The following is a 25115-nucleotide window of genomic DNA, read 5'->3' as shown; positions in this document are numbered from 1 at the left end:
ATGAACCTCCTATTAAGCACTGATCGAAAGCGACAAGATGACCCCGTCAGATGGTCGCCGGGCAATAGTCAAACCGTTCGCGAAGTATATTTTGTGACCACCCAGTACGTCAGCTTCATCGAACAGTCCTGAACCGAGCATATTCGATCGAAGGTCAATCATCGTGAGTGCCCCGCTTGAGGAAGCGACCGCATGTTCGAGCGTCTTGCCGACTTCAAACGTCACCGTCCGAGCGTTCGCAGTTCGATCAGAACCTAAACGTACTGTTATGGTTGCGCCAACCCTAGCGGTTGAGAATGCCATGGTCTTGCCGTCAACGAGTAGAACTGAGGATGCGTTTGCTCCAATCCAATACAGTCTCCTCAGGCCTGGCCTACCGGGATCGATATCTACCGCTGATGACGGCGCACCTAGCACCTTGACCAAGTCACTCTCCTCATCCATCAGTGTCACCTGACCTTCAGCGATCTGCACCGAAATCGTTGTGGCCAGCGTTGGCATAGCTGGCTCAACTGGTTCAGGTTCAGCATCGATTGCCGCACAGAGCCGCTGATACTGTTCATTAGTTCTATTCCAGATATCCGTCGCCGGATTGAGCATGAGCCAATTCATCAATAGCAACGTCCCGTCCTTCCACTCCGGGGCGGTGTTCTGGTGGCTGAGAAGGCTTGCTATGTTCGGAGTCTGGCGCAATAGGAATCCCCATTTGTCTTTCGATTCGTCTTTCGTCAGTCCGAGGTCGAGTGCCACCTCTCCCATCATGTCCATGTAATGATCCATCAGGGCTGCGCGATACGTATTGGCGACGGTCGTAGACAGCTCAGAGCGATCGTAGTAGCTCATGAGAGCTGTGTCATCCACTCTCTTGTCTTCCCAACTCATATTCACACCTGGCGCTTCCCATAGGTCCAGCAGCTTTTGACGGCTTTCAAGGAATTCGGCTTTTGGCACTTGATCAGGGTGCAATGATAGAACTTGAACAGACATACCAAGCAGCTTTCCGTTGGTCGGAAACTTTCCTAGTCCTTCCGAGATATAGTTCTTAGCCTCCGCGTACCGCTCTCGGTCCTTGACATCAATCCCACCGCCTCGTGCCGTTATTGTCGACCACTTCAGCCAGACGCCGTAATAGAACTCGGGAATCGGCCAAGACGCTCGCACGTCATTGGACAGCAAGTCGTAATAGTGCCTCAGAGAACATATCGCACGATTGACGTAAGCTTCTTCCAACCCGTCTTCTTGCCGGATAGCGCGATTGAACTGCCGAATTGCGCGAGTCCATTCACCGAACTCCATCAGAGCAAGGCCGGTCCTGAATGTGAGCAGCGACTCCCATACGGCAGGGTCTTCTGCGATGGATGCCATACGGTCGATCGCCGAGGGATGCGTTGCACTTAGCAAGTGGAGCAGCGCGTAGCCGTCGTTCCGGCCGCGTCGCTGGTCGTTTTCCATCCACCGGAACGCCTTCATCGCGTCTTCACGCGTACCGCCGGTTTGAAGCAAGTATCGAAGTCCGATCTTGTCGGCCTCTGTTTCCGCGAACTGCGAATGACCCCTGGATTCAACGTCGGTTCGAATCTTTCCTGTCACGATGTCCACAAGCCGGTAATACGAATGACCTTTTGCCAAGTGTGCGAATTCGTGGCACAAGACCGACATTATCATGCCCTCGTCGTATTCGAACGCCTTGATCATTTCAAGTTCAAACTCGACGACTGCGCGCAGGTCATCGCCTTCTGCTTCAACTGTCGAGAAAGCGTTTATCCGATCATTGAAAGTCAATCTCACGGTTGGCGGATAGAGGTATTTGTCAAACTTCTCGGCCACAGCACTCACGCGATCGACTAGCAGCTGGAGGTCAGCCTGCGTAAATTCCGGGTCTTGAGCGGTGCCGGAGAGCAGCAAAAGCAAAGGCAGAAACGTCATGTCGGTTCTCCTTTGGTCCATCGATCCAGTGGAAAGAATGGACCTGTGAAAGTTATACCTAGTTCCGCAGCGTATTCTCGCCCGGTATCTTGTGGCCCGCGTTGGCACAATAGGTTCTGAACAGCGATTGATCCTACCTGCAGTGGTGCAGTCTTCCGGACAAGATCGCTTGGTGCTGAGTATGCGCGTCCCGCTAACAAAAATCCCCAGTGCGAACCGCTACGAAGCCATGGCAATGACCTTTCCAGAACGATGCGTCAGAGGAGACCTTTTAACCACTCATGCGGGAAAGCTCTCTCTGCCATTTACCGAGTTCCGGATCGTCCGGGTTAGCTGCGATCAGTTTTGCTAAGACCTCTTCCGCTCCTTCCAGGTAGCCGCGCTCGAGCAGCCACCCGAAGCCCTCAAGCGTCGGCTCGCCCAACGTGAAGGAACCAACCTTGTCCCACTCAGCGGGCTGTCCGATCTCGAACGTCGCAGGCAGCTCATCCCGGACCGTCGCTAATTCAATCCCGCCCGCCGAATCCTCAACGTTCAAGTACCACTGGTACGTGACCCCGGGTTCAAGCTCGATGCTGCAAGTCCATTGCTCGCCGTCAAGCCACGGACTCGTGATGACAGGCTGGCCTGCGATCGTCTCGACAACGACCTGGACGCGGACTGCGCCTTCGACCGGCTCCCACTGGAAAACAGGTTTGTCCGTCGGCACCTTTGATTGAATCGGAGTCAGCCCGACAGCGCGGAGATCGCCCCCGCGAGAAACGCCCCCTTCTACCGCCACCGGCACCGTGAACGCAATCTCGGAGATCGCGCGGCCGCTGAGCAGTGCCAATACCGACTCTGAGGCTGGCTCTCTCTTCTCGATCAACCCGTTCGCAGATCTTACGTACCGTGCTCCCGCTTGCTCAAAAACGGACTCAGGCGTCGCTCCTTCTAGCGCCTCGTTCAAGTCGCCTATTCTTACATTCAAGTCACCGATTTCTCCTTCTCGCTCATCGATGTTCTTTTGCATCTCCTCTAGCGCTGCCTCAAACCCCGATCTTGCATGGTCTGATTCTTGACCGAGGATCGCGACTTCCGACTCGAGTCCATTGATCCGTTCGCTGCGAGGGTTGGCGATGAACAGGAGCGTTGCTGCGGCCGCAGCCATCCCGACGGCACCAAAGGAACCGAACACCCAGTTGGTGAGCGAAGCCCGGCCCTTCTTTGACGGCTTCGGAGAGAGTGCAGTCTGTCCTCCGAGCTCAATCTTGCCTCGAAGTTCTAATAGCTCTTCGACTTCTTGCCGAACGGTTGGGTCGCTGGCCATGTGCGCCTGGACAATCTCTCTCGTTACATCGTCAGCAGTACCGTTGACGTACTGCTCCAGAAGCTCGAACTCGACGCCCGATTCGGACTGTTCGCCTAAGAGGCTCTGGCGAAGCGCTGAGTAGTGGCGGGTATCTTCGAATTCGCTGCGCGCAGATTCGTCCGCGAGGGTCTTAGCCAGATTCTCGTAGCTTGCAACCCTGTCGATTCGCTTGCTTTCTTCGTCGCCGTTCTTTTTTCGCTTCATAGCCTAAAACCCCGCTCGCGCAAACCAGATGCACAGGCCGTCTTGCAGTGCCGAGATGCGAACAAATGCGCGATATGACCACCGGTCGAGACTTTTTTCAATTTTTCGCCTCCATTCTTCTATGCAGCCTCGCCCGCCCCGCCCGCCTGAGCCCAATCACCTGTACTGGGGTTACGCCGATCCGTTCGGCTATCGCCGAATCATCGAGCGGAAGATCGTCCCAGAAGGACCGGAGATCGTCGAGGTTAGTTTCAAGCGCCTCCGCGATCTGATCCAGGCTCGCTACGTCGAGAATCGGCAAGAGAGCGACGATGCCCTTGCCGCGATGGTCTCGAAGGTTCAACAGTATCGCGCAACGCTGATTCACAGGGAGTCCACACAGTTCGCTCCATAGCAGTTCAAGCTGCTGCCTCATCTCAGTCAGGACGTCGGGACCGGATATACCGGAAGAAACGATGTCTTCGGCATGGCCGGCACCAAGGTCTTCGTGAGACACCGGCTCTTGGTCGACAGTTCCCGTTACGAGCGCGATCGAGGCAACGAGATCGCTAAAGCTCGCAGGCCCGCCGTTCTCGCGCAGCAGCCAGACTGCAAGCGCCTGAAAGTCCTTTGGGTCTTCTCCGGCTGCGAAAACCGCCTGGAGTACGGCGTTGGCGTCACGCTCCGCGCGCAGGCGGATGCGACCCTTCACAGAAACCTGCTCTGCTTTCCACTGTTCGAATCCCGAGACAAGCCCGCCTTCGGAATCGGTCCACAACGCAAGCCCTGTCCGGTTTCGCAACAGATACCGCAGCTTGTTACTGATGGAACTGCGCAACGGGCTTTTGCGGCGCAAGTACTCGTCGAACACGCGGTGCGCGGTCTTCGCTACATACCCATCAAGGTTTTGGATCACATCCGCATCGCCCGCCGCTGCCGTGCGGATTCTCTGAATGACGAGCCGAACGCATTCGCCCTCAAGGTCTGCCATGTCCTCTTCCACAGTCATTCGCACGTTTGGACCGCGGCTTGGAAAACCGCCAAAGCGGCTCTTCAGCACGCGACCAGCAAGAGGAACGACATGGCGCTCGATAAGGCTCTCGAATTCGATCTCATCGATCAATCCCTGGTCGTCTCGCAGCGTGCGCGAGACGACCGGATCCCATTGGAGTTCTAGAGTTGCATGACTCATGGCCAATACTGCGGCGGCTAGTCGGCCGGACGCTTCTTGCCAACGACGAACGTCATCTCGGTCGCGCCCCAGCCTCGTAACGGGGAAGTGCGCTGCGTGCCCGGTAGAGCATCTTGCAGCAGCGAGCTCAACGCGTCGCCCCTGCGAGGCCCGGTCCCTGCGATAGCCCCGTGAATTCCAATGTCACGGGTGGCGAGAATCACTTTGATAGTCTCGTTTCCGCCCGCTTCGCCGACTTTATACAACGCTACTTTTCCTACGACTGTTCCTCGAACTTCCCGATTGACCATGAACTGTTTCCAGCCGACCAAGTCATCTTTGATCGCAAGTTCATCCAGTGGTTGGGCTGGTTCGTTGCTTTGGTTTCTAGGAGGCCAGAGAACATGAGTGCTAAACGCAGGATCGATCGATAGAATATGGTAGTACGTTTCACGTGGAGACAGGTTCTTGACTCTGATCGTAAAGTAGCTACCCGGCTCCATTACGACCGCTTTGTCGGCGTTTCCAGACTGTCTTGGTAAGTCGGCAACATAGCACAAGAATCTTCCCTCCTTTGTTTCTCCGCCGGAGACGTCATACTCGAGCGTCCGGTACTCGACCGCGCAAGGAGTGACGCGGAGTAGCGAGACGAGCCGGGTCTCCTCCGGATTCTCCAGCACGGCAAACCTTTGCGCTAGCCTGAACCTATTGATCGCATCCGTGAGAATACCGATGCCTTCATCCGTGTTTGGATCAACTGAGGTCACATAGCTCTTATCTGCCTGGATCAGCGGAATAACTGCGCCAAATCTCGCTAGCGACACGCGACCGCTCCCCTGCTCGCTGGCTGGCACGATCGATAAGTCTGCAATAAGGTCGTCGGCAGTTACGGCGAACCTCTTATCGTCAAGCCGCTGCGACAAGGCTAGCCGCAGTTCTTCTATGTCGGAGTAAACACGCGTTTGATCTGTCGCGACAGACCGCTCATACATGAAGGTGACGAACTTCTTCGGTATCGAGTCAAAAATGCCCTTATCGAGCGGCTCGAGTTCCGACTCCAGCATCCCAGCTTTCGTGACCTCAAACTTACCGATGACGGCTTCATCGTCATCGTTGGGACTGAATGTGCCGAGTTGGCATCCTAGCAGTACGCTGCCGACTGTGATCCCGTGCACTGTGCCCGCCCGGAGCAGAACGGTGTTGCCGTTTAACCCCGCAGGCCAGCTAGTCGGACGCTGCTTTGTGCCCCCAGCAAAAATGATTCTGGTTCTGTCGCCCTCGACCTGGGGCTCCTGGGTGTGCCCCTTCGACATCAGGACTCGTCTTACCTTTCCGAGAATTTCTTCAATCGTGGTGTCTGGACCAGCGGAAGACTCCAGTGCAGACGCCAGCGCGAACGTAAACGCTCCGATCTTTTCATTCCTAAGCTCATACGCCCTTTCGTTCGATCGAGCGGCCGACATGACTATCGCACCCGACATCTCGTCAAGCAGAAAGCTTGTATCCACGATTGCATCACCGGCTGACTCTTGGTCGATATCGCCCCGCGCCAGCGGTCCACCGCGCATCATCGAACCAGAGAAGCAGCTGTCGAACGTGAGCAACGTTTGCAGTGTTTGAAACTGTTCTAGCTCCTTTAGCAGCACGGCAATGTCGTCATCGAGTATGTACCGCTTCTTCACTCCGTCCTGCCAGACGTCAGACGGTACGAACGCCTCGTCTTTTCCGTCGATCGCCTCGTCGCCGCTCTCATCGCGGACCTGTTTGCCATGGCCGGAAAAATGAATGAACAGCACTCCGCCCGGCTTGACGTGTTTCTTGGCGATGTCTCTGATTCCGTTCAGGATTGCATCCTTTGTGGTTTCTTCTGGAGTGACAAAAGTGAACACCTGGAATCCGAACCGCTCCTTCTCTAAAACGACTTTCAGCGCCTCGACATCTTGCGCGGTGTGTAGCATTTTGGGATTGCCTTCACACAATTTGTAAGAGACGCCGATCAATATGGCGATCTTGGTGGGCTCCGTTGCCAAATCCCGCGAAACGGGATTCGTGGCCGGCAGAGAGGTGGCGGTCAGCGCCACGAGAATGACGGAACCACACAGGGCCAGCGCTGGCCGATGGAGACGCGCGAGGACTGATTGAGCGATTCGCATTACGTTTTCCTTTGACGCTTCAGTCGCCAGCCTGGCACCTCAGATCGAGTATATACCTATTGCGTTTTTATTACCATAGAGCGTCCATGACATCCTTACCGACCGAAGATACGCCGCCACTGCCGGTCACAGCGATGCCGGAGCGGCGCACGGTGCTCGCATGGGCTGCATTCATAGCCTAAACGCCGAACGTTCTTGACTTCTCAGCCAGCATGGACTATCTTATTCGTGTAACGGTGGAGGGATGATGATGCGGATACTGCCGACGCTGGCTGCTGGGATCGCCGTTGCTTGTGCGTCCTTGTCTGCCTCGGGCCTATTCTCGGTTGGAAGCGACCTGTCGCAGGCCGTGCTGGTGAAGGGGCTGATCGTGGAGAGCGTGGAGGCGGGCTCCACGGGGGAGAAGGCGGGGATCGAGGTCGAGGACCGGCTGCTGGAGTATGACGGCAAGCCGCTGACCTCGCCAGCGAAGCTGGAGGCGTTGGAGGAGAACACGTTCGGTCCAGATAGCGTGGAGTTGCGACTGCGGCGAGGGGATGAGACGCTGAGCCTGCAGGTGCCGCTGAGGCCATTGGGCGTCAAGGTCCGGCCCGATCTTTCGCCCGAGGTACTGGCGCTGTACTCCGAAGGCTCTTCGCTGCTCGAGTCGGGCGTTGTGGATGAGGCGATCGCGAAATGGACCGAGGCAGCGGATCTGGCGGAGAGAGAGGTCGACAAAACGTCTGCGGCCTGGCTATATCGCCGGGTGGCCGGGGTCTCGTTCGACCAGCGGAACTGGGAAAAGGCGCTTAAATCCAACAAGCACGCTCTGGAACTGTTGTCGGATAGCGGAGATATGGCGGCAGTATCGGATGTTCTGTCATCCCTCGGTCGATGCAGCCGGAACCTGAATGATTTTGAGGCGGCCAAGGAGTGGTATGACAAAGCTTGCGAAGCAAGTGAAAGTGCAGGATACGAACTCTGGTTAGCGGACATGTTAACGAGTGTGGGCATCATCGCAGACATGCGTGGCGACCCTCGGGCAGTGGAATCGTATTTCCTGCGCGCACTGGAGATCAGGGAGCGTCTCGCTCCCGATTCGCTCGCCTTGGCCGCAAGCCTCAACAACCTGGGGATCGCCGCACGCGGCCGAGGGAACCTGCAGGCGGCAGAGGAGTATTACGAGCGCTCGCTGGAAATCAAGGAGCGTCTCGCTCCCAATTCGCTCGGCGTGGCCGCAAGCCTCAACAACCTGGGCATCATCGCAGACATGCGCGGCGACCCAGGCGCAGCGGAATCGTATTTCCTGCTAACACTGGAGATCAGAGAGCGTCTCGCTCCCAATTCGCTCGCCGTTGCCGCGAGCCTCAACAACCTGGGGATCGCCGCAGGTGGCCGAGGGAACCTACAGGCGGCGGAGAACTATTACGCGCGTGCGTTGGAAATCAAAGAACGTCTGGCCCCCGGTTCGCTCGACGTGGCAATGAGCCTCAACAACCTGGGCAACGTCGCTTCCAACCGTGGCGACCTTCAGGGGGCGGAGGAGTACTACAGCCGCGCGCTGGCGATTAGGGAGCGTCTCGCCCCCAATTCGCTCGCCGTGGCCGCAAGCCTCTTTAGCCTGGGCATCGTCGCCGCCGACCGTGGCAACTTCCAGGCGGCGGAGGAGTATTACAGGCGCGCGCTAGCGATTCAAGAGCGTCTTACTCCAGATTCTTTCGACGTGGCAGATACCTACAACAACATGGGTATCGTCGCGTACGATCTTGGCGACTTACAGGCGGCCGAAGAGTATTACAAGCGCGCACTGGCAACTTATGAGCGTCTCGCTCCCGATTCACTAGACGTGGCCGCTAGCCTCAACAACCTGGGCAACGTGGCATGGGCGCGCGGGGATCTGCAGGCGGCGGCGGAGTATGACAAACGCGCGATGGCAGTTTACGAGCGTGTCGCTCCCGATTCGCTCCACGTTGCCGCGAGCCTACACAACTTGGGAGTCATCGCGGGATCTCGTGGAAACCTTGAGGCGGAGGAGGAGTATCACAAGCGTGCGCTCGCGATCAAGGAGCGTCTGGCTCCCGATTCGCTCGACGTGGCGTCGACCCTCAGCAGTCTGGGTCACGTAGCATGGGAGAGTGGGGATCTGCAGGCGGCGGAGGAGTATGAAAGACGCGCGCTGGCAATCTATGAGCGTCTCGCTCCCGATTCGTTAGACGTGGCCGACAGCCTCAAGAACCTGGGCGTTGTCGCATACGGCACGGATAACTTCGCCGATGCAGTTCAGTACTACTCGCAAGCGATCGAGATCATCGAGTCGCAGAGGCAGCAGATACGCTCCGCTGAGGCCCGTTCTCTGTTGCTGGGTAGTAAATTCACGGCGTATGCGCTGCTGGTCCGCGCGCACGTGGCGCTCGCGGATGGAACTGCGGCCTTCGACCTTGTCGAGCGGAGCCGCGCACGCGGGCTGTTGGACGAGATCAGCGAGCGAGGATTGGACTTCGCGGCAGACGCGCCGCAAGAGCTGGTTGAAGAACAGGACGAAATTGACGCGAGGAGGGCTTCCACCTACTCCATGCTCGCCAAGCTCGCCGGCGGAGCCGGCTCGCCTGAGGCAGAGGATCTGCGGGCGGAAATACTGAGGCTCGGCGTCCAGCAGCGCGAGCTGGACGCCGAGTTCCGCAGGCAGTCGCCGAAGTACGCGTCGGTCCAGTACCCGCAACCCCTCGACCTCGAAGGTTCGCAGGCGGCGCTCGATGAGGGGACGTTGCTGCTCACCTATTTCGTGGACAAGGAGGAGACCTACCTCTTCACGCTCCTGGGCGGTGAAAAACCCCGAAAGGAAAGAGAGTTCGGCCTCAAGCTGTACCGTTTGAACGTCGGCGCCGAGGAACTGCAGCAGCTCGTCACCGATTTCAGATACGCGATCGTTGCGCTGGGGGCGGTCGTGCAGAAAGGAAAGGGGCTCTACGACCTTCTGGTCCGGCCAGCCGAGTCCGAAATAGAAAAAGCCGAGCGCGTCCTTGTCTGTCCCGACGGCCCCCTCCACAACCTGCCGTTCGCTGCGCTGGTCGCCAATGTCAAAGATGCCAGCACGAGCAAAAGCAGCCAAAGTGAAACCGCGCGGGGCGGCTGGCGTTCAGGACAAAGACGCAGCGAGTTCGCGGGAGTAGGGGCATTAGCGGACAAGGAGGATCCTCGGGCCCTCGCAAACGCCCGCTTCTTCGGAGAAACGAAGCCTCTGCACACCATCGTCTCGATGACGGTCTACGCGGAGACCCGCCTGCAGTGGGAGGAATCCCCGAAGGAGTATGAGTACGAGCTGCTCGCCTTCGGCGATCCCGCGTACGGAGAGCATTCCAACGGGCAGGAGGCAGAGGCCGACGAGAACTTTCGCACACGGCGCAGCCAGCTAAGGCAACAGGAGCTGTCCCGCCTTCCGTTCACGCTGCTGGAAGTGGAGTCCATCGCCGCGCTGTTCGGCGACGCCGCGGTAGTCCGTCTGGGCACGAAGGCGACTGAGACGGAGGCGAAGAAGCTGTCCGCAAAGGCGCGCATCGTACACTTCGCCAGCCACGGGTTGCTGGACGACGAAGACCCGCTAGCGTCCGGCATCGCACTGTTGGCATCGGATGACGATGACGGCATCTTGCAGGCCTGGGAGATATTCGAGAGCTTCCGATTAAACGCAGACCTCGTAGTGCTCAGCGCGTGCGAGACCGCGCTCGGCGAAACCACCAAGAACGAGGGCGTGGTCGGCCTTACGCGCGCGCTGCAGTACGCGGGCGCGCGCAGCATCGTCGTGAGCCTGTGGAGCGTTCAAGACGACAGCACTTCAGATCTGATGGTCGCGTTCTACACGGAGCTGCTAAAGGGCGCGGCGAAGGACGTCGCCCTGCAGCGCGCGATGGCGTCGGTCCGCGAAGACGCGACATGGCGGCACCCGTTCCACTGGGCGCCGTTCATGCTCGTTGGGGATTGGCGATAGGCGGTCCTGCTCCCGCCTGGCCGCGGACCACTGCCCTCGGACTTTCAGGCTGCTCATGCTCCGATTATGCTTCTGCAGAAGAAAGGACTATATGTCGTATTGGACGTATACGATTTATGATTTTCGGCCTCGTGCTGGTACGCGGCACACAACACTTCGACCAGCTCGGGGCCAGCCGCAGGCATCATTAATCGCCATAGCATGAATGGTCGAGGCACCGGTTAGCAAACGGTTCCAAATAGAGAAGGGAGTCTGCCTCCGGCAGACTCCTGTGAGCGCGTATTTCTGATCGTCACGTTATCACTGATTGCTCCTTGCGACCAGCTCGAGCTCGTCGAGCATCGTCAGTATCTCGTCCGTGTTCATGTCGTCGTCAGATACCAGATCGCCTAGAGCGGTCAGCACAGGGGCGAGGAAGGGCTCGATCTCATCAGGAGCCATGCCGAGGGTAGCCGCCAGGTCTTCAAGGGCCTCTACGATCCAGTCCAAGTCTCCGACCGTCAATGAGATGAGGAACGCTGTGAGATTCAGGCCGAAATCGCTGTACCACAGCTGCTCGTCGTCGAGCGAATACAGATACTCTATCGAGCTGTACGTGATCAGGTCGAGCACCGGCTCGACTCCTTCTTCGGTCCACTCGATCTGGCCGACCGCCTGCTCGATGGCTAGCCGGTACTCATCGTTGGCGTAGGCATTTGCGTACTCCAGCATGTGGGCGGCAGCGTCTTCGCGGCCATCCTCGTCGTAGACGGCGCTGTAGACCTCGAATACGAGGCTCGCGTAGCTATAGGCTTCGCCGAACGCCTCGCGATTGTCGGACGCTTGAAGCGTCGGGGTCGTTGCTCCGGCAACCATGGTGGCTGCGAGGAGGGAAACTGCAAAGATTGACTTGATTCGGGTTGTGATGTTGTTCATAACGCCCTTGCTAGATGCGAATGCGCAGCGCGTATGACCACGGTGGCGAAAGGTCCCAGGAGACGACCGGGCACGAGGCTGGAAGCTATGGCCGAGATCGGCGCCATGGGGTTAGCGATCGAACAGGGTTTCCTCGGCGCGCCGTTCCGCACAGGCTGATGTGCTCCTTGGCGCTCGGTCGATGTAATCAGCTGTTCGCAATACTGATCCATGACCGGCAAAGTGGGCCATCTTCTGAGTGAAGTGATAGACTGAGTCTTAGATCGAGGGTCTAGATGATAGTGATTTGTTTGCTCTTGGCCGCGGCTGGTCTCACTTCACCGACTATCCAGGCAGATGATGGACCAACTATGTCGCTGATGGTGCAGACCGGACACAGCGGCGGTTTCTATAGTATTGACGTGTCTCCAGACGGCTCGCAGTACGCAACGGCTGGTAAAGATAGTGTCGTTCGAATTTGGGAGAGCAGAACTGGACGCCAGCTGTTCGCACTTGCTGGCCATACGGATTATCATCTATCAGCGATCACCTCGGTCCGGTACTCAGGTGACGGACGGTCGATCGTTTCTTGTTCTGACATGGAAGTTATAGTTTGGTCCGCAACGACAGGCGAAAGATTGTTGACGTTGGAGTGGGACGTGACAGAAGAAGCCACATGGGCTGAGCTATCGCGAGACGGCACGATCGTTGTTACCGGCGGCAGCTTAGGTGCGACTCGGTTCTGGAATCGAACGACTGGCGCCCTATTGGACGAAGTCAACTACGCTGCAAACGACGGAGCAGTTTCCCCTGACGGATCGATGCTCGCCAACGCTGGCACTGGCGGAATCGTACGCATCTTGAACACGGAAAGCAGGAGCCAAGTCAATGCTTTGCACTGCGGAAACGAGGTCAATTCCGTAGTGTTCTCTCCGGACGGTTCGATGATCGTCATTGCTGGCGAACTAAACCGAACAATGTCTAAACCTGCGATCGTGCGCGCTTGGGCCACAGCGAATTGGAAGCTGCTGTACACCATTGAGGATCCGCTTCGCTCCTTCGATAAGATCGCCTTTGCACCGGACAGTTCAAAGTTCGCCACGACCTCGTCTGCGACTGACGTCGTGCGAGTCTGGGATTCAGCCTCGGGACGATTGCTAGACCAAATTGATTCTCAATTGGAATATGTCTGGGACGTTGACTTCGCCTTGGATGGAACTCTCCTGAGCGTCGGTACTAGGGCACCATTTGCATCTTACAACTACCTCTCGACAGGCTTTGGTAGAATCCAGGCAAGCCGAGTATCACGGCAGCGATCTCTAAGTATAAGTGAAGACGGTTCATTCTTCATCACTGGCAGCGGAGGCGTTCACGTGTGGAATGCCGATTTCTCCTACAGAACTTTGCAGTACGCCGAAGATTGCCAGTCTGTTGCAGTATCACTGGACGGCACTTTCATCGCAACCGGTGATGATCGGGGAGTCGTCAGAATTCGAGATGCAGAGACAGGCTCTCTGATCCAGACAATGGATCTTGTAGCTCTTGAGGACTCAATTCTGTCTGAATCAGATTACCGCACCCACGAAGACAGAAGGAACGTCAACCATGTCGAGTTTTCAAGCGAGGGCTCGCGATTTCTTGCTAGCATGTGCAGCGTCGTCCACGTCTGGACAAGGCAGAGGGGAGGGCAACAATACGAATATGACGCCGAGATTTCCAGGCAGCAACGAATAATCTCTGACGAGTATTTCGACGACCCCCATTTTTCTCCAGATGGTTCGATTATCATGAACCAGGGATTCTATCTCACATCCTACGATTTCTCCACTGGAGATCTGGTGAATTGGGAACACTTGGAAGCTGCGACCGCTCGCCAGTATTCTCCCGATGGCTCTAGAGTCGTTACAGGCTATTGGAATGGTGAAGTTCAAACTTGGAACGCAGAAACTAAAAGCGGCCCGATAAAGAATTTTCTTGGTCATACAGATTCCGTTTACTCGGCCGTCTACTCCCATGACGGCTCGAAGATTCTGACGTCTTCGAGCGACAATACCGCCCGAGTGTGGGACGCAGAGACTGGAAGTTCGCTTGCTGTACTGTCGGGGCATAGTAGAGTAGTTCTTCAAGCGTTCTTTACACAAGACGACTCGCATATTGTCACGCTCTCGCTAGACAACACGATCAGGGTCTGGAAGACCGAGACGGGAGAGGAGGTTTGCGCCCTCGTGTCGTTCGAAGGCGGAGGATGGGCCGTCACGACGCCTGACGGTCGGTACGACCTCAGCAACACCGGTAACACGGACGACCTGTACTGGGTTTACACCGACTCCGGGCGCGGCATCCTGGAATCTATCGACCTCGACCAGTTGAAGGACGAGTACTACACTCCAGGGCTGTTCGCTCAGGTCGTGGGGTACCGCGAAGCTGAAAGAGCCCTGCCCATCCCCATCCAAGAGCGCGCGCTCAAGCTGTTCCCATCGACGACGGTCGAAAGGAACGGCGACATCGTGACAGTGACCGCTCGCAATCGCGGCGGCGGAATCGGCGCGGTCGAGGTGTTCCTCAACGGAAAGAGCGTCTTGCGCAAACGGCCGAACAACCCCTCGAAAGACGAGTTCACCTTTATTATCGATACGAGCGAGAAGAGATACTCTCGGTTGCTCATTCCTGAGTGGGATCTTGCCGAAGGAGTCACGAACAACATCCGCGCAGAGGCGTACAACTACGACGCCGAAGCTGTCGGCAACAAGCAGTACTGGAGCAGCCGCTCCAAGCCGGTCAACGTGCCGCCCCCTCCCGTGACCACCGCGCACAAGCCCAAGGTGTACATACTGGCGGCCGGCGTGTCGGACTACGTCGGCAACGGGATGGATCTGAAGTTCGCCGCGAAGGACGCGCGGGACTTCGCAGACGCCACGACCGCAGCAGCAGTGGCATGGGTCGGCGAGGAGAACGTCGAGACGCACCTGCTCGTCAGCGACGAAATCGAGGACGGCGCAAAGCCCGCCACCAAAGAGAACATCAAAGCGGCGTTTGAGAAGATCAGCGAGACCGCCAGATTGACGGACATCTTCATCGTGTTCCTCTCGGGCCACGGCGTCAGCGCGGGCTCGGCGAGCGACGAGTACTACTATCTGACGGCGGACGCCGCCGACGCGAACCTGCAGCTCCTCTCGGCGGACGTCGCCCGCAAGACCATCACCGGCGCCGAGCTGAGCGCGTGGATGCTGGACGTGCCGGCGGCCAAGCAAGCCCTCGTGCTCGACACGTGCCCGGCGGGAGCGGTCGCATCCCTGAGCGAGGACAAGAGCGTGACGGGAGACCTCAAGCGCAGCTGGGAGCGGCTCAAGGACCGCGGGGGAGTGTTCGTGCTCGCCGGTTGCGCAGCAAACTCCGTCAGCTACGAGGCGAGCGTCTACGGCCAGGGGCTGCTCACCTACAGCCTGCTCGAAGGGCTCAAGAGGGACGACGGCATCTTGAGGACGGACGGCGAGACCAAGTTCATCGACCTGTTCGCCTGGTTCTCGTACGCCGAGGACCGCGTTCCCCAGCTCACGCGCGAGGCCGGCATCGGCGGAGTCCAGAAGCCCGAGCTGAAGTCGGTCAAGTACGGAGCGCGCACGTTCGACGTCGGAGTCATGAACGACGTCGTTCGCGCAAAGGTCCGTCTCGAAGAGCCGAGGCCTGTCGTGCTGCCTTCGCTCCCCTTCCCAGACGAGAACGACCGAAGGCTCAACGACACGCTCGGGTTGGCAAAGGCGATAAACGCACTCGATAAGAGCTCTGGAACACGAGGCGGAAATCCTGGCGTCTCGGTCTGGAAAGTGGACGAACATCCCGGCGCATACGTCGTCGGAGGCAAGTACTCTCTCTTAAATGGCACGCTGACGGTCACCGTCTTCGTTGACCGTTGGTCCGATCCACTAGAGGGAGCATTAGAGCCGTCACCGATAGAAGAGTTCGTCCTGGTCACCGATGAAACGGACGTCGTGAAGGTAGCTGAGGAAATCTGGAACAAGGCTGCGGTCATCATCGCTGAAGATCACGCGAAGCCTCGCCGCGCTGGTGAGACGAACATGAAGCCGGCGATGAACGCTGTGCACGTGACAACTACGCCTCTTCCTATACGAATGTCAATGCGTGCTTTGCCGCTACTTTGCCTCAGTCGTCTCGGGATTGGCCGAGCGCCGCGCATTGCGAGAAGTTCTCGCAACGTCCTCCTAGCCCACGGCTTCAACGCTCCACGAGCGGCGTAGATCACCACACAGGCGGACAAGGACTTCGTCGAGGTTCGACGGGTTTGCGGTCGGCGCAAGAGCCAGTGAGATGAAGAGCGCGAGCGCCTCGTCTTGCGAAAGGACCAGTCGAACGGTCTCGCTCTCGGTCGGCGTGTTCTTCGGATCGTGGATTAGTTCTAGGTTTTTCATGCCTCCACAGATGCGCACCCCTGTTCCATGTGACCAGGTCCCATAAAAGTCCTCCTTTATGGCTGCCTTTGCTGGGTAACGCTTAGTCCTTGGGATATTTGAACGAGGCGCGGTCATATCGCGGTCCAGTCACCATCTGTGCCTGGCACTCTGAACTTTGCAAGAAGATGCCCTTGCAATGCCCGCACTCGATCCGTGCCTGATCGACGCGATCGACCGCCAAGTCGACGTGTGCGCTGCACGTGTCATCCGATTCGTGGAACCATCGCTCGCAACAAATCGAGACAGACTGTATGGCAGCTTCCTGTGATTGGCGGTTCCGATTCAGAATCAGACGTTTCGGTTCTTAGGCGTCTCAGAAGCGGATCATCTTTGATGACATTCAGTGCCGCTTCGCGACGATGGCTGACATGATCGCCTGTGCAATTCGAGGCCAAACGACACGCAACAGATGCTTGATCGCGTCCGTGCCAGCGTGGACGTAGAGCTGGTCGCGCACCGATCCGAACGGACTCCCACACCTGTCGGATAGCGCTTTGAGGACGATCTCGTTTCTCGGGGTCAGAGCGTACACTTCGACCCGGTTGCAAGTCGAAAGCGCGAAGCACTCTTCAACGCCCTGCTCTTGCAAACCCCTCAAGAACGGCCCTAGGCAATGCTCCGTGATCGCGAGCGAACTACGAACCGCGAGGTTGGCTGTTCGAAAGTTAGCTCCTGCTACGATCAGGCGGCCCAGAACAGGGCAACCGTGCTGAGTCTGCGCCGTTTCGTCACCGTTATCGCTTGTGTCCTCGGGCTGTCCTTGCCCGACTTTGTTGAACGATCCCTGTCTTGTCTCAAGCATTTTCCCTAGCTGTCAATCGTTAATTTGGCTCATTACCTACGATCCCTACAGTGGGAAAATGATGGAGAGTTGACTCTTGTAACGATATGTCTATTCTCGCTCCCTTTCACAGGCGGTCCGTCGTGCGTTGAGATGGCCACTATCGGCGGCAATAGGGCGTAAAACCGCGTGGGTTTTGAACTCGGCTCCGCTGAATGCCGCCAACCCGCGCCGTATAAGTCATAATTAGGGTGGCATGCAGCGCACAGACGTTGACAAGCCCGACTATTACCACCAGGTCGTGGACTGCCAATGGGCATGCCCGGCCCACACGAACGTACCCGAATATATCCGGCTTATCGCTCAAGGGCGCTTCGACGACTCGTACATGCTGAACCGCGAGTCGAACGTTTTCCCCGGCATCCTCGGGCGAACGTGCGACCGACCTTGCGAACCGGCTTGCCGCCGCGTCCGCGTAGAAGGAAAGCCCGTCGCGATCTGCCGGCTAAAGCGCGTTGCGGCAGACAACAAGTCGGACATTCGTAACCGCCTGCCGAAAGCCCCCAAGAAGAAGAACGGCAAGAAGATAGCCCTCATCGGTGCGGGGCCTGCCTCTCTGACCGTTGCCAACGACCTCATACCGCTCGGCTACGACGTGACCCTTTTCGAGGCGCTGCCGCTTCCGGGCGGGCTCATGCGAATCAACATCCCCGCCTTCCGGCTCCCAGCAGAGGTGCTGGACGAGGAGATCGCCTACATCATCGACATGGGCGTGAAGGTCCTCTACGACACGCCCATCAAGAGCCTCAAGAAACTCCTCGACTCCAAAGAGTTCGACGCGGTGTTCGTCGGCACCGGCGCCCCGAAGGGCAGGGAGTTGGACATACCGGGCCGGCACGACTCGGACCAAGTGTTCATCGGGATCGAGTGGCTCGAGTCCATCCATTTCGAACACGTCGATTCGGTCGGCGAAAGGGTGCTCATCATCGGCGTAGGCAACACCGCGATGGACTGCTGTCGCTCTGCCAAGAGACTCGGAGCAAAAGACGTCAAGGTCGTCGCGCGCAAAACCCGCAAGTACTTCAAGGCCTCGCCGTGGGAGTTAGAAGACGCCGAGGAGGAGCATGTTGAAATTCTGGAAAACCTTTCGCCCGTCCAGTTCGTGCTCGAGAACAGCACGCTCGTGGGCATGGAGTTCGAGAAGTTCACGTCCGTCGAGATAGACGGCAAGCTCGTGCAAGAGCCTGCGGGCCACGTCGTCATCCCTTGCGACACGGTGATCGTCGCGATCGGCCAGGAGAACGCGTTCCCGTGGATCGAGCGGGACATCGGCATCGAGTTCAACAAGTGGGACATGCCCGAAGTGGACGAGACGACGTTCATGTACACCCGCGAAGGCGTTTTTTCCGGCGGCGACGCGGCGTTCGGCCCGAAGAACATCATCTGGGCCGTTGAGCACGGGCACCAGGCGGCGATCTCGATCCATAACTACTGCAACGGCAAATCCGTCGATGATCGTCTGCCGCAGGGCCAGACGCTTTCGAGCACCAGCATGGGTCTGCACGAGTGGTCGTACAGCAACGACTACGACCCGGCAAAGCGGCAGAAGATGACCCACATCGAGATGCCCGAGCGATTTCTGAAGATGACGATCGAGGTCGAGGAGGGGTTCACGATGGAGCAGGCGAAAGTCGAGGTCGAACGGTGCATGAACTGCGACATCCAGACGCACTTCACCGAGTCGCTTTGCATCGAGTGCGACGCCTGCATCGACGTCTGCCCGACCGACTGCCTGACGATCACGAACAACGGCGATGAAACGGACCTGCGCAGCCGGCTGATCGCACCCGCCGACGTCCACGATCAACCGCTGTTCGTGTCGGGCGCACTCAAGCAGACGGGCCGCGTGATGGTCAAGGACGAGAACATCTGCCTGCACTGCGGCCTTTGCGCCGACCGGTGCCCGACCCACGCGTTCGACATGCGAAAGTCCATCCTTCAGCTGCCGTACGCTGGCCAGCCGGTGCCCGAAAAAACTCTGCCCGCCGCCGAACCCGCACCCGCGAAATGAAATCCAAGACCAACGACTTCGCGTTCAAGATCGCCACGGTCAACGGCACTGGATCGACCAGCGCCAACGGCCTCATCATGCAGGCGATCTTCCGCATGGGCGTGCCGGTCACCGGGAAGAACCTGTTCCCATCGAACATCCAGGGGCTGCCCACTTGGTACGAGATCCGCGTCAGCAAAGACGGCTACACCGCGCGCACCCCCGTGTTTGACCTGATCGCGGCGTTCAACAAGGCCACCTTCGACGACGACGTCGCGGAGGTGCAGCCTGGCGGCTGGCTGCTTTACGATTCGACGTGGCCGCTCGCCGAGGAAGGACGCCGTTCCGACATCGTTTACCTTGGCGTGCCCCTGTCGGAGATGTGCATCGCCGAATTCAGGGGCTTCCGGGAACGCATCCTGCTGAAGAACATCGCGTATGCCGGGGTTCTGGCCGCGCTCTTCGGCATCGACACCGAGATCCTCGTCGGTTTGACAAAGGAGAAGTTCGGCAAAAAGCCCGAGCTGCTCGAATGGAACCAGAAGGCGATCGACCTGGGCTACAGCTACGCCAAGGCCAATTTCTCCTGCCCGCTCCCCATCAAACTGGAGCCGTTGGACGCCACGAAGGACTCAATCCTCATCGACGGCAACACGACCGCCGCGCTGGGGTGCCTCTACGCAGGTGCGACGGTCGGCGCTTGGTATCCCATCACCCCCTCGTCCTCGTTGATGGAGGCGTTCAACACGTTCTGCCACAAGTACCGCAAGGACCCCAAAACGCAGAAGAAGCTCTTTGCGACTCTCCAAGCGGAGGACGAACTTGCGGCGATCGGCATGGTGGTCGGCGCCTCGTGGGCCGGCGCGCGCGCATTCACCCCCACGTCGGGCCCCGGCATCTCGCTGATGAGCGAGATACTAGGCCTGGCGTACTACGCGGAGGTGCCGGCGGTCGTGTTCGACGTCCAGCGCGTCGGTCCGTCGACGGGCATGCCTACGCGGACCCAGCAGGGCGATCTGCTACTGTGCGCTTACGCGTCGCACGGCGACACGAAGCACATCTGCCTCTACCCTTCAGATCCGCGCGAGGCGTTCGAGATGGCCGTCGCGTCGTTCGACCTCGCGGAGCGGTACCAAACGCCCGTCCTGGTGCTGAGCGACCTCGACATCGGAATGAACGACTGGATGATTCCGAAGCTCGAGTGGGACGACGCATACGTGCCCGACCGAGGCAAAGTGCTGACGCCAGAGCAGTTGGAAGAGGGCAGTTGGCACGGGACGGGGTCGAGGGTCGAGGGTCAACGGTCTAGGGTCGAATCCGAACCAAATTCTCAGAACTCAGAATTAGAACCGCACGGCCAGGAAAAGTCCCCGGACAAGTTCTACCGGTATCTCGATGTCGACGGTGACGGTATCCCGTACCGAACGCTGCCGGGCCAGCACCCCAAGGGCGCGTACTTCACCCGCGGATCGGGGCACAACAAGTACGGCGCCTACACTGAGGACGCAGACGAATACCAAGACGTGCTCGACCGAATCGCGCGCAAGATCCAAGGAGCTGCAAAGGCCGTTCCCGCGCCCTTGATCAAGCGGAACAAGGGGGCGACCTTCGGCATCGTCACCGTCGGCGGCTGCCACGCGGCGTGCGTCGAGGCGATGGATCGGCTTGCCGATGAAGGGGTCATCGCCGACTACATGCGCGTGCGCGGTTTCCCGTTTGGAGACGACGTTCGCGAGTTCCTCGACGCGCACGAAAAGAACTTCGTCGTTGAGCAGAACCGGGACGGCCAACTCCGCAGTCTGCTGTTATTGGAAACCGGCGTCGAGCAGGCGAAGCTCGACTCGGTGCGGTACTACGCGGGGTTCCCCATGAGCGCGCACCACGTCCTTGAGGGCATCAACGGCAAGATAAGGAGCTACGCATGAGAAACGAGTTTTCAGTTGGCAGTTTGCAGATTGCAGTTGGTTCGGGGTGGTTCGGGTTGGATCGGATTGGTCCGGATTTGTCCCTAGACCCTAGACCCTCGACCCTTCCCGCCTGCCGCCTGCCAACTGCAATCTGCCAACTCCGGAGTAACGCATGAAAAAGACCGCTAAGCCCAAGGTCCACCACCCGTCGCTCAAGCGCAACGCTGTTGGGCTGACCAGGCGCGACTATGAGGGCACCGTTACAACACTGTGCGCCGGGTGCGGGCACGATTCGATCACGGCGGCGATCATCCAGACGTTTTATGAACTCGACGTCGAACCTCACAAGGTGGCGAAGATGTCGGGGATCGGGTGCTCTTCGAAAACGCCGGCGTACTTCTTACGAGAGGCGCACGGTTTCAACAGCGTGCACGGGCGGATGCCCGCCGTCGCCACTGGGGCGTCTGCGGCGAACAGAGATCTGATGATGATCGGCATCTCCGGCGACGGAGACTCGCTGTCGATCGGACTCGGTCAACTATGCCACGCAATGCGGCGCAACCTGAACCTTCTGTACGTGCTGGAGAACAACGGCGTCTACGGCCTGACGAAAGGACAGTTCTCGGCGTCGGCTGACCCCGGATCCACCAGCAAGCGCGGCGTTCCGAACACGATGGCGTCGATCGACAGCGTGCTGATGGCGCTCAGCCTTGGTGCGACGTTCGTCGCGCGCAGTTTTTCGGGCGACAAGGAGCAGCTCGTACCGATCCTGAAGGCAGGAATGATGCACAAAGGGTTTGCGTTCGTGGACGTGATCTCGCCGTGCGTGACGTTCAACGACCACGTCGGTTCGACGAAGAGCTACGCGTACATGCGCAAGCATCAGATCGAGCTCGTCGGGGCAAACCTGGTCGCGCCGCGCGAGGAGATCACGGCAGAGTACGGCGACGGACAGCGGCTGAGGCTACAGTTGCACGACGAGAGCTGGATCACGCTGCGCAAGGTCTCCGCCGACTACGACCCCACCGACCGTGACCGGGCTTATTCGCACATCCGCGCCCACCAGCGCGCCGGCGAGGTGCCGACCGGGCTGCTGTTCGTCAGCACGGACTCGCGCGACATGCACGAGCAGATGAGCACGGTCCCCGAACCGCTGGTCAAGATCCCCCTCGCCGACCTCTGCCCCGGCAGCGCCGAGCTAGACAAGCTGCAGGAGCGATTCCGGTAATCGTCGTGTGAGCGGGGGTTTGCAGCACAGGGATGGCCGCGGATTCTGACCCTCGACACTCGCAGTGTCGAGGGTCAGAATCACGGCCAGCAGTCGCCGATTCGTTGCATACTAATTAGAGTGCGGAAGAAGAGGAATTTCTGGTGGATCGTTAGCGAGGTGGGTTTCGTCGTTCTGTTTACCGTTGTGATGCTCGTCATGGAAGGGCATTCTGCCGACGCGAAAATGGAGGCGACGCTCAGTGAGGTTATCGACAAGTATGGCTTTGAGCACAGGGAGGAATACGAGGCAACCCATCTTATAATGTCAGATGGAACTCGCTTTTACCAGGCCGAGGTGCTGAGCGATGCAGAGTTCACGGACCTTGTTGCTATGCTCCGCAATTCTTGCCAAGAGTGCATGATCAGTAGCAAAGCTGCAGAACCGCCGTACGGTGCTTCGGACAAGCTCATTCTTAATGAGGACTTCAAGAGCATCGAATCGATTCATGTCATGCAAGGCGCTAAAACCGGGCTCCTATTTTCTTCATACGCTTCCTACATCGTCGTCAAGCCGCGGTACCCGTCCCTCTGGGCACGGATCAAGGATTGGTGGCCCTGGTGAGTGGTGTGTGCGGTGAGAGCGGCGGCGCCGATGAACGTGGCACGGCCATCATGGCCGTGAGTAGCTTGGGCATCTTGCCCAAGCCGCCGGATTCGGGCTGGAAGCCCGAACTACTCATGGGCTAGAAGCCCATGCTACACCCGTACCGAGGGTTTGTCCCCCTGCCCCTCGCGGCTCAAGGGGTGGTGGGTTCGGGTGCGATAGCGCCCAACCTTGAGAGAGGGCGGAGGACTGGCGGATCTTCGGTACAATCAGTCAGTGTCCAACCTTGAGTTCTGTGGAAGCTGGGGCGAGTAAGAAGGTCTCATCAATGAAGAGGTGCCCTGTTCTGTTAGTCGTCGGTTTGGTTGTCCCGTTGCTGGGATGCAACGATAGCAGCGAGAGTCGAGGCATCGACCATGGAGCCAGGATCGTTTTCAGTTCCATGCGCGACGGGAACTCCGAAATCTACGTCATGAACGCGGACGGGACAGGTCAGACGCGATTGACGAATAACGAGGCTAACGATTCCTCCCCTGCGTTCAGCCCGGACGGGTCGAGGATCGCTTTCAGTTCCATGCGCGACGGGAACTCCGAGATCTACGTCATGAATGCGGACGGCTCAGGAAAGACGCGGGTGACGAACACCCCTGCCAACGAGTCCATGCCTGCGTTCAGTCCGGACGGCTCGAAGATCGCGTTCATATCCGACCGCGATGGGATGTTTGAGATCTACGTCATGAATCTTGACGGCTCTGGACAGACGAAGTTGGCGACCGCGCCTGAGATAGATCTCGAACCCACCTTCAGCCCGGACGGTTCTTTGATCGTGTTCATGAGACTCCACAACGATAACTTGGAGCTCTACATCGCAAATGCGGACGGCTCCCGTGTTGACCGCCTGACGAACAACCCTGCCGCCGACGGCACGCCCGCTTTCAGCCCGGACGGCTCAAAGATCGCGTTCGCGTCCGACCGCCACGGCAACAGAGAGATCTACGTGGTGAACTTGGACGGCCCGGCGGCTCGGCTCACGAACAACGCGGCGCAAGACGAAGCTCCCTCGTTCAGCCCGGACGGTTCCAAGATCGCGTTTGCCAGCAATCGCGACGGCAACTATGAGATCTACGTCATGAACGCGGACGGAACAGGTCAGACGCGGTTGACGGATAACGAGGAAGATGATTTCTCGCCTTCCTTCGCGCTCCGGCAGAAACGATAGGAGGTTTCTGCCCCATGACGCCCGGGGTGGTCGCGGCTGACGGTTGCAAGACCCAGCCGGGGGGGGTTCATCCCTCGGCACTCGCAGTGTGGAGGGTATTAACGTAGCACGGCCATCCTGGCCGTGAGTGGCTGGGGCATCCTGCCCCAGATCCCCGACTCGGGCTAGAAGCCCGAACTACTCATGGGCTGGCAGCCCATGCCACACCGTGTCCCCGTCCCTCCCGGCCTCAAGGGGTATTCGTCGGTCAGTCGTCTACGGGACGATAGCCCACACGGTCTGGTCGAAGCTGATCAGCCACGGGAAGAAGAGTACAATCCCAGCTTCTTTGTAGCTGATCTTCGCCTTCATCTCCTTCGTGCCCGCCTGTATGAAGCGCTCTGGATTTGTCGTGATGCTCACTTCGACGATCGAGTCGACCGTCGTCGCGATCATGAAGTCGACTTGCTCGTACGAGTTAGTGTCGTAGTTCCACAGCTCGATCCACTGTCCGATGTTGTTGATCTCGGCGTGCGCCTCCACTCTGATCCGAAGCTCGCTCGGCGTCTCAGTCGGAGAAGTTCCGACGATGACGAGCTGCACTTGTCGCTCAGCCTGGTTCAGCGTGATCCCCGGCAAAACCGTCATCCAACTGTCTTCGCTGGCGAACAGGTCGCTCAGCCCGCCGCCGGTCAGCATCCCGCGGAACAGGGAGAAACTGTCGGGCGTGATTTCGCGCGCGCCGTCGAGGAACAGAATCCACACCGCGCCGCGGTCCGGGCCCCCGTCGTCATCGGCCTGGGCCCCCACGGCCAGGTCGCCGATTCCGTCGCCGTCGAGGTCACCCAGCGAGGCCACCGTGATGCCGAAGACATCGCCATTATCCAGCGGGCCGGTAAAGCCGCCCTGCGTGTCGCTGATCTTCTGGTGGGACTTGACCGTGCCGTCCGTGTTGAGGAACAGGATCCACACCGCACCGCGGTTGGCCCCCCCGTCGTCATCGCCGATTGCCCCGACGGCCAGGTCGGCCACGCCGTCGCCGTCGAGATCACCCAGCGAGGCCAGCGAGAAGCCGAAGTTATCCCCATCATCCAGGATGCCGGTGAAGCCGCCTTGGGTGTCGCTGATCTTCTGGTGGGAGTTGACGGTGCCATCGGGGTTGAGGAACAGGACCCATACCGCGCCGCGGTCGAAGCCCCCGTCGTCATCGCCCAGTGCGCCCACGGCCAGGTCGCCCACGCCGTCGCCATCCAGA

At 58.8% G+C, this 25115-nt stretch carries 15 protein-coding genes; 7 read left to right on the top strand and 8 right to left on the bottom strand.

Annotated elements, in window-relative coordinates; translation table 11 throughout:
- Window positions 1-12: 12 nt before the first annotated feature.
- The 4 genes from IH944_02630 to IH944_02615 form a co-directional block, all read right to left on the bottom strand.
- A complete protein-coding gene (locus IH944_02630; GenBank protein ID MCH7903445.1) occupies window positions 13-1947 on the bottom strand; it encodes a hypothetical protein in 1935 nt (644 codons plus the stop codon).
- 250 nt (window positions 1948-2197) lie between these two features.
- Window positions 2198-3481: a hypothetical protein gene (locus tag IH944_02625; protein MCH7903444.1), complete on the bottom strand. Its 1284-nt coding sequence runs from the start codon at window positions 3479-3481 to the stop codon at window positions 2198-2200.
- Between the two features lie 97 nt (window positions 3482-3578).
- Window positions 3579-4652 carry a hypothetical protein gene (locus IH944_02620; protein ID MCH7903443.1) on the bottom strand — a complete coding sequence of 358 codons (1074 nt, stop codon included), beginning with the start codon at window positions 4650-4652 and terminating at the stop codon, window positions 3579-3581.
- Between the two features lie 17 nt (window positions 4653-4669).
- A complete protein-coding gene (locus IH944_02615) occupies window positions 4670-6784 on the bottom strand; it encodes a caspase family protein (GenBank protein MCH7903442.1) in 2115 nt (704 codons plus the stop codon).
- 244 nt (window positions 6785-7028) lie between these two features.
- On the opposite strand from IH944_02615, the gene IH944_02610 reads away from it, so the two are divergent.
- Window positions 7029-10748 (top strand): tetratricopeptide repeat protein, encoded by a 3720-nt coding sequence (locus IH944_02610; protein MCH7903441.1) that lies wholly within the window; start codon window positions 7029-7031, stop codon window positions 10746-10748.
- Window positions 10749-11048: 300 nt separating this feature from the next.
- Here IH944_02610 and IH944_02605 read toward each other — a convergent pair whose 3' ends face one another.
- Window positions 11049-11663: a hypothetical protein gene (locus IH944_02605; protein MCH7903440.1), complete on the bottom strand. Its 615-nt coding sequence runs from the start codon at window positions 11661-11663 to the stop codon at window positions 11049-11051.
- Window positions 11664-11938: 275 nt separating this feature from the next.
- Here IH944_02605 and IH944_02600 point away from each other — a divergent pair, with 275 nt between their 5' ends.
- On the top strand, window positions 11939-15898 hold the full coding sequence (locus tag IH944_02600; protein ID MCH7903439.1) for a caspase family protein: 3960 nt from the start codon (window positions 11939-11941) through the stop codon (window positions 15896-15898).
- Here the strand turns inward: IH944_02600 and IH944_02595 are convergent.
- Together IH944_02595 and IH944_02590 are read right to left on the bottom strand one after the other, a co-directional pair.
- Entirely contained in the window at window positions 15863-16069 is a 207-nt protein-coding gene (locus IH944_02595) for a hypothetical protein (protein ID MCH7903438.1), read from the bottom strand. The two genes, IH944_02600 and IH944_02595, sit on opposite strands and share 36 nt — an antisense overlap.
- Before the next feature lie 382 nt (window positions 16070-16451).
- On the bottom strand, window positions 16452-16913 hold the full coding sequence (locus tag IH944_02590) for a hypothetical protein (protein MCH7903437.1): 462 nt from the start codon (window positions 16911-16913) through the stop codon (window positions 16452-16454).
- Window positions 16914-17148: 235 nt separating this feature from the next.
- Between IH944_02590 and IH944_02585 the strand changes: the two genes are divergently transcribed.
- The 5 genes from IH944_02585 to IH944_02565 all read left to right on the top strand — a co-directional run bounded on the left by IH944_02585 (window position 17149) and on the right by IH944_02565 (window position 23881).
- Window positions 17149-18963 carry an FAD-dependent oxidoreductase gene (locus IH944_02585; GenBank protein ID MCH7903436.1) on the top strand — a complete coding sequence of 605 codons (1815 nt, stop codon included), beginning with the start codon at window positions 17149-17151 and terminating at the stop codon, window positions 18961-18963.
- A complete protein-coding gene (locus IH944_02580) occupies window positions 18960-20867 on the top strand; it encodes a 2-oxoacid:acceptor oxidoreductase subunit alpha (protein ID MCH7903435.1) in 1908 nt (635 codons plus the stop codon). The genes IH944_02585 and IH944_02580 overlap by 4 nt, the downstream gene beginning before the upstream one ends.
- Before the next feature lie 154 nt (window positions 20868-21021).
- Window positions 21022-22077, top strand: coding sequence for a 2-oxoacid:ferredoxin oxidoreductase subunit beta (locus IH944_02575; protein ID MCH7903434.1), 1056 nt, complete (start codon window positions 21022-21024; stop codon window positions 22075-22077).
- A 120-nt stretch (window positions 22078-22197) separates the two neighbouring features.
- Entirely contained in the window at window positions 22198-22680 is a 483-nt protein-coding gene (locus IH944_02570) for a hypothetical protein (GenBank protein ID MCH7903433.1), read from the top strand.
- A 310-nt stretch (window positions 22681-22990) separates the two neighbouring features.
- Window positions 22991-23881, top strand: a complete 891-nt coding sequence (locus tag IH944_02565) for a PD40 domain-containing protein (protein ID MCH7903432.1) — start codon at window positions 22991-22993, stop codon at window positions 23879-23881.
- Between the two features lie 255 nt (window positions 23882-24136).
- Here IH944_02565 and IH944_02560 read toward each other — a convergent pair.
- Window positions 24137-25115, bottom strand: a 979-nt coding sequence (locus IH944_02560; GenBank protein ID MCH7903431.1) for an FG-GAP repeat protein, incomplete at its 5' end; no start/stop codon positions are given.

It is taken from the genome of Armatimonadota bacterium (assembly GCA_022563855.1).
GTDB lineage: Bacteria > Armatimonadota > Fimbriimonadia > Fimbriimonadales > Fimbriimonadaceae > JADFMN01.
The sequence above is the reverse complement of the archived record's forward strand: the minus strand, read 5'-3'. Positions and strand labels throughout refer to the sequence as shown.

Coding starts and splice junctions, on each gene's coding strand:
- IH944_02630 (MCH7903445.1), bottom strand. CDS start 1,947: ATGGACCAAAGGAGAACCGACATGACGTTTCTGCCTTTGCTTTTGCTG.
- IH944_02625 (MCH7903444.1), bottom strand. CDS start 3,481: ATGAAGCGAAAAAAGAACGGCGACGAAGAAAGCAAGCGAATCGACAGG.
- IH944_02595 (MCH7903438.1), bottom strand. CDS start 16,069: ATGAAAAACCTAGAACTAATCCACGATCCGAAGAACACGCCGACCGAG.
- IH944_02580 (MCH7903435.1), top strand. CDS start 18,960: ATGAAATCCAAGACCAACGACTTCGCGTTCAAGATCGCCACGGTCAAC.
- IH944_02610 (MCH7903441.1), top strand. CDS start 7,029: ATGATGATGCGGATACTGCCGACGCTGGCTGCTGGGATCGCCGTTGCT.
- IH944_02575 (MCH7903434.1), top strand. CDS start 21,022: ATGAAAAAGACCGCTAAGCCCAAGGTCCACCACCCGTCGCTCAAGCGC.
- IH944_02585 (MCH7903436.1), top strand. CDS start 17,149: ATGCAGCGCACAGACGTTGACAAGCCCGACTATTACCACCAGGTCGTG.
- IH944_02605 (MCH7903440.1), bottom strand. CDS start 11,663: ATGAACAACATCACAACCCGAATCAAGTCAATCTTTGCAGTTTCCCTC.
- IH944_02590 (MCH7903437.1), bottom strand. CDS start 16,913: ATGCTTGAGACAAGACAGGGATCGTTCAACAAAGTCGGGCAAGGACAG.
- IH944_02620 (MCH7903443.1), bottom strand. CDS start 4,652: ATGAGTCATGCAACTCTAGAACTCCAATGGGATCCGGTCGTCTCGCGC.
- IH944_02565 (MCH7903432.1), top strand. CDS start 22,991: ATGAAGAGGTGCCCTGTTCTGTTAGTCGTCGGTTTGGTTGTCCCGTTG.
- IH944_02600 (MCH7903439.1), top strand. CDS start 11,939: ATGATAGTGATTTGTTTGCTCTTGGCCGCGGCTGGTCTCACTTCACCG.
- IH944_02615 (MCH7903442.1), bottom strand. CDS start 6,784: ATGCGAATCGCTCAATCAGTCCTCGCGCGTCTCCATCGGCCAGCGCTG.